This window comes from Mesorhizobium sp. M7A.F.Ca.CA.002.15.2.1 (genome assembly GCF_003998715.1).
Lineage (GTDB): Bacteria > Pseudomonadota > Alphaproteobacteria > Rhizobiales > Rhizobiaceae > Mesorhizobium > Mesorhizobium ciceri.
This window is the reverse complement of record NZ_RZPI01000723.1, coordinates 1-2,697: the sequence shown is the minus strand read 5'-3', so window position 1 is coordinate 2,697 and position 2,697 is coordinate 1. Positions and strand designations below refer to the sequence as shown.

Annotated in this window: 5 protein-coding genes; 2 read left to right on the top strand and 3 right to left on the bottom strand. The window is 63.3% G+C overall.

What is annotated here, in order from left to right; translation table 11 throughout:
- A partial coding sequence (locus ENZ74_RS28220; protein ID WP_127313161.1) for an ATP-binding cassette domain-containing protein occupies positions 1-730 on the bottom strand: 730 nt, incomplete at its 3' end.
- A gap of 227 nt (positions 731-957) precedes the next feature.
- Here ENZ74_RS28220 and ENZ74_RS28215 point away from each other — a divergent pair.
- Together ENZ74_RS28215 and ENZ74_RS28210 are read left to right on the top strand one after the other, a co-directional pair.
- Complete coding sequence (locus ENZ74_RS28215; RefSeq protein ID WP_013529634.1) at positions 958-1,167, top strand: SlyX family protein; 210 nt, start codon at positions 958-960, stop codon at positions 1,165-1,167.
- Between the two features lie 23 nt (positions 1,168-1,190).
- A complete protein-coding gene (locus ENZ74_RS28210) occupies positions 1,191-1,586 on the top strand; it encodes a hypothetical protein (protein WP_063168987.1) in 396 nt (131 codons plus the stop codon).
- Here the strand turns inward: ENZ74_RS28210 and ENZ74_RS28205 are convergent.
- Both ENZ74_RS28205 and ENZ74_RS28200 read right to left on the bottom strand, forming a co-directional pair.
- Positions 1,581-2,042: a GNAT family N-acetyltransferase gene (locus ENZ74_RS28205; RefSeq protein ID WP_063168986.1), complete on the bottom strand. Its 462-nt coding sequence runs from the start codon at positions 2,040-2,042 to the stop codon at positions 1,581-1,583. The two genes, ENZ74_RS28210 and ENZ74_RS28205, sit on opposite strands and share 6 nt — an antisense overlap.
- Positions 2,043-2,157: 115 nt before the next feature.
- Positions 2,158-2,697, bottom strand: a 540-nt coding sequence (locus tag ENZ74_RS28200; protein WP_127313160.1) for a BMP family protein, incomplete at its 5' end; no start/stop codon positions are given.

Genomic DNA, 2,697 nt, shown 5'->3' with positions numbered 1-2,697 from the left:
AGAGCACGCGCCGGCCGACCATCAGCTCGGCCAGTTCCTCGACAGTCGTTTTCCTGGTCTCGCGCGTCGCCACCATCGTGCCCTGGCGCATGACCGACACCGTGTCGGTGATGGCCATGATCTCGCGCAGTTTGTGGGTGATCAGCACCACCGTCTTGCCCTGGTCCTTCAACTGCCGAAGGATGCGGAACAGATGGTCGGCCTCGGCCGGCGTCAAAACGCCCGTCGGTTCGTCGAGGATCAGGATCTCGGCGCCGCGATAGAGCGCCTTCAGGATCTCGACACGCTGCTGCAGGCCGACCGGCAGTTCCTCGATGATTGCATCGGGATCGACTTCCAGCCCGTATTCACGCTCCAGCCGCTCCAGTTCGGAGCGCGCCTTGGCGATGCTCTTCTTCAAGAGCGCATCGCTTTCGGCGCCGAGGATGACGTTCTCCAGCACTGTGAAATTGTCGACCAGCATGAAGTGCTGATGCACCATGCCGATGCCGAGCGCGATGGCGTCATTGGGGGTCTTGATCGAAGCCGGCTGGCCGCCAACGCGGATCTCGCCGCTGTCGGCCTGGTAGAAGCCGTAGAGGATCGACATCAGCGTCGACTTGCCAGCGCCGTTCTCGCCGACAATGCCGTGGATCGTGCCGCGACCGATCTCAAGATTGATGTCCCGGTTGGCGCGCACCGCACCAAAACTCTTGTTGATGCCGATCAACTCGATTGCGGCTTGCGCCATGCAGCCTGTCCCACTCTTATTTTTTTATCGCTTGGTCAAAACGCCTAGCATGACGCTCCGCCCGTGCCAATTGGCGGAGCAGGTTCACTCTCGACAAATCCCGGTGCGCTTGTCAATTTGCAACGTGGCCGGGGCCTTCACATTCGCTAGTATGGCGGAGCCGAAATTCGCATTGCGGCGCAAGACATCGCGGCGCAAGACATCGCGGTGAAGACTGGGGAATTCACATGACCATACCCGCCGACCGGCTGACGACGCTGGAAATCCGCGCCGCCGAGCAGGAGAAGACCATCGAGGAACTGTCCGGCCAGATCGCCGAGCAGTGGAAAGTGATCGAGCGCATGCAGCGCAAGCTCGACGCGCTGACGGATCGCTTCCTGGCGCTGGAGGAGCAGACGGGAGATGAAGTGCCTGTAACCAAGCCGCCGCACTGGTGAGGAAAAAGGGAAGGGCGCATGCCATGGCCAGTGAAAGCGATCGCATTGCACGGGCCAGCGACTATGTGCGTGGCCTGATGAACGATGCGGAGCGCGAACGGGCCGAACGTGATCTGGAGATCGACCCGGCCTTCCGCGACGAGGTCGTGCGACTTGCCGAGCGCATGCACGTCTTCGACCGTGCCGAACCGGGGGATGGCGAAGAGCGCTGGAAGCAGATCACGCAGCGCATTGGCGACCTGCCGCAGATGCGTAGTTCTGGCCTGAGCGACGCCAGGCCGCCAACCGTGATCCGAAGCCTGTCGCAGCGGCCATACGGCGTCGGCGTGCACGCGCTGGGCGGCCGGCGTGGATTTGTGGTTGCCGCCGGACTGATGGTGGCGTTCGCGCTCGGTTGTCTCGCCGCGAAGCTGCTATAGGCGAGGCCGGCGAGACATCAGAGCCATCGTCTCGCCGTCCGAACGGCATATCTCAACGGTGTTCCAGCCGAGGGCCGCGTAGAAACCACGCGCATCCCATGTGTAGAGATAGAGCATCTCGACGCCCCGTGACGCCGCATGGGCTTCCGTTGCCTTGACCAGCGCGGTGGCGATGCCTCGGCGTCGATACCTTGCATCGACAACCAACCCGGCCAGCCATGGCGTCAGATCATGCGCGGGCTCCAGTTCGTGGCGCACCAGCAGGCATGTCCCGACCGGGGTGTCGCCGATCCGGGCCACGAATGCCGCCTCGAAACCGTCACCGGCGATCAAGTCGCGAAGCCCTGCCGCATCTTCCCCGAGAGTCCTTCCGGTTCCCTCGAAAAAGGCAGACAGGCGCAGTTGCGCGACCGCTGCTACGTCGTGCTCGCCCATGGGTCCGATCGTCGGCTGCATCTGTATCTCGAAACGGTGTCCGGCACGGAGCGAAGGTTTCGCTCGATCCGGTAAAGGCAAAACCGCCGGGCTGGCGCCCGGCGGTTTGCAGATCATGGCTGTGTGTTCGTGCCGCTCAATAGGGGCAGGCGTTGTCAGTCGTATAGTCGTGTACTTCGACCTTGCCGGCAATGATGTCGGCCTTGGCTTTTTCGACGGCCGCCTTCATCTCGTCCGTCACCAGCGCCTTGTTGTTGTCGTCCATGGCGTAGTCGACGCCGCCTTCCTTGAGGCCGAGATTCTCGACGCCGCCCTTGAAGGTGCCGTTCTTGCCGTCCATGAAGGCGGTGTAGACGGCGACGTCGACGCGCTTCAGCATCGAGGTCAGCACCTTGCCGGGCTGCAGGCCGTTCTGGTTGGAATCGACGCCGATGCCAAGCTTGCCGGCATCTGCCGCCGCCTGCAGCACGCCAACGCCGGTACCGCCTGCCGCGGCGTAGACCACGTCGGAGCCCTGGTCGATCTGCGTCTTGGCGATCTCGCCGCCCTTGGCCGGATCGTTCCAGGCAGCCGGCGCGTCACCCGTCATGTTCTGGATGACATCGGTCGCGCCGGCCGATTTGGCACCGCCGACATAGCCGCATTCGAACTTGCGGATCAGCGGGATGTCCATGCC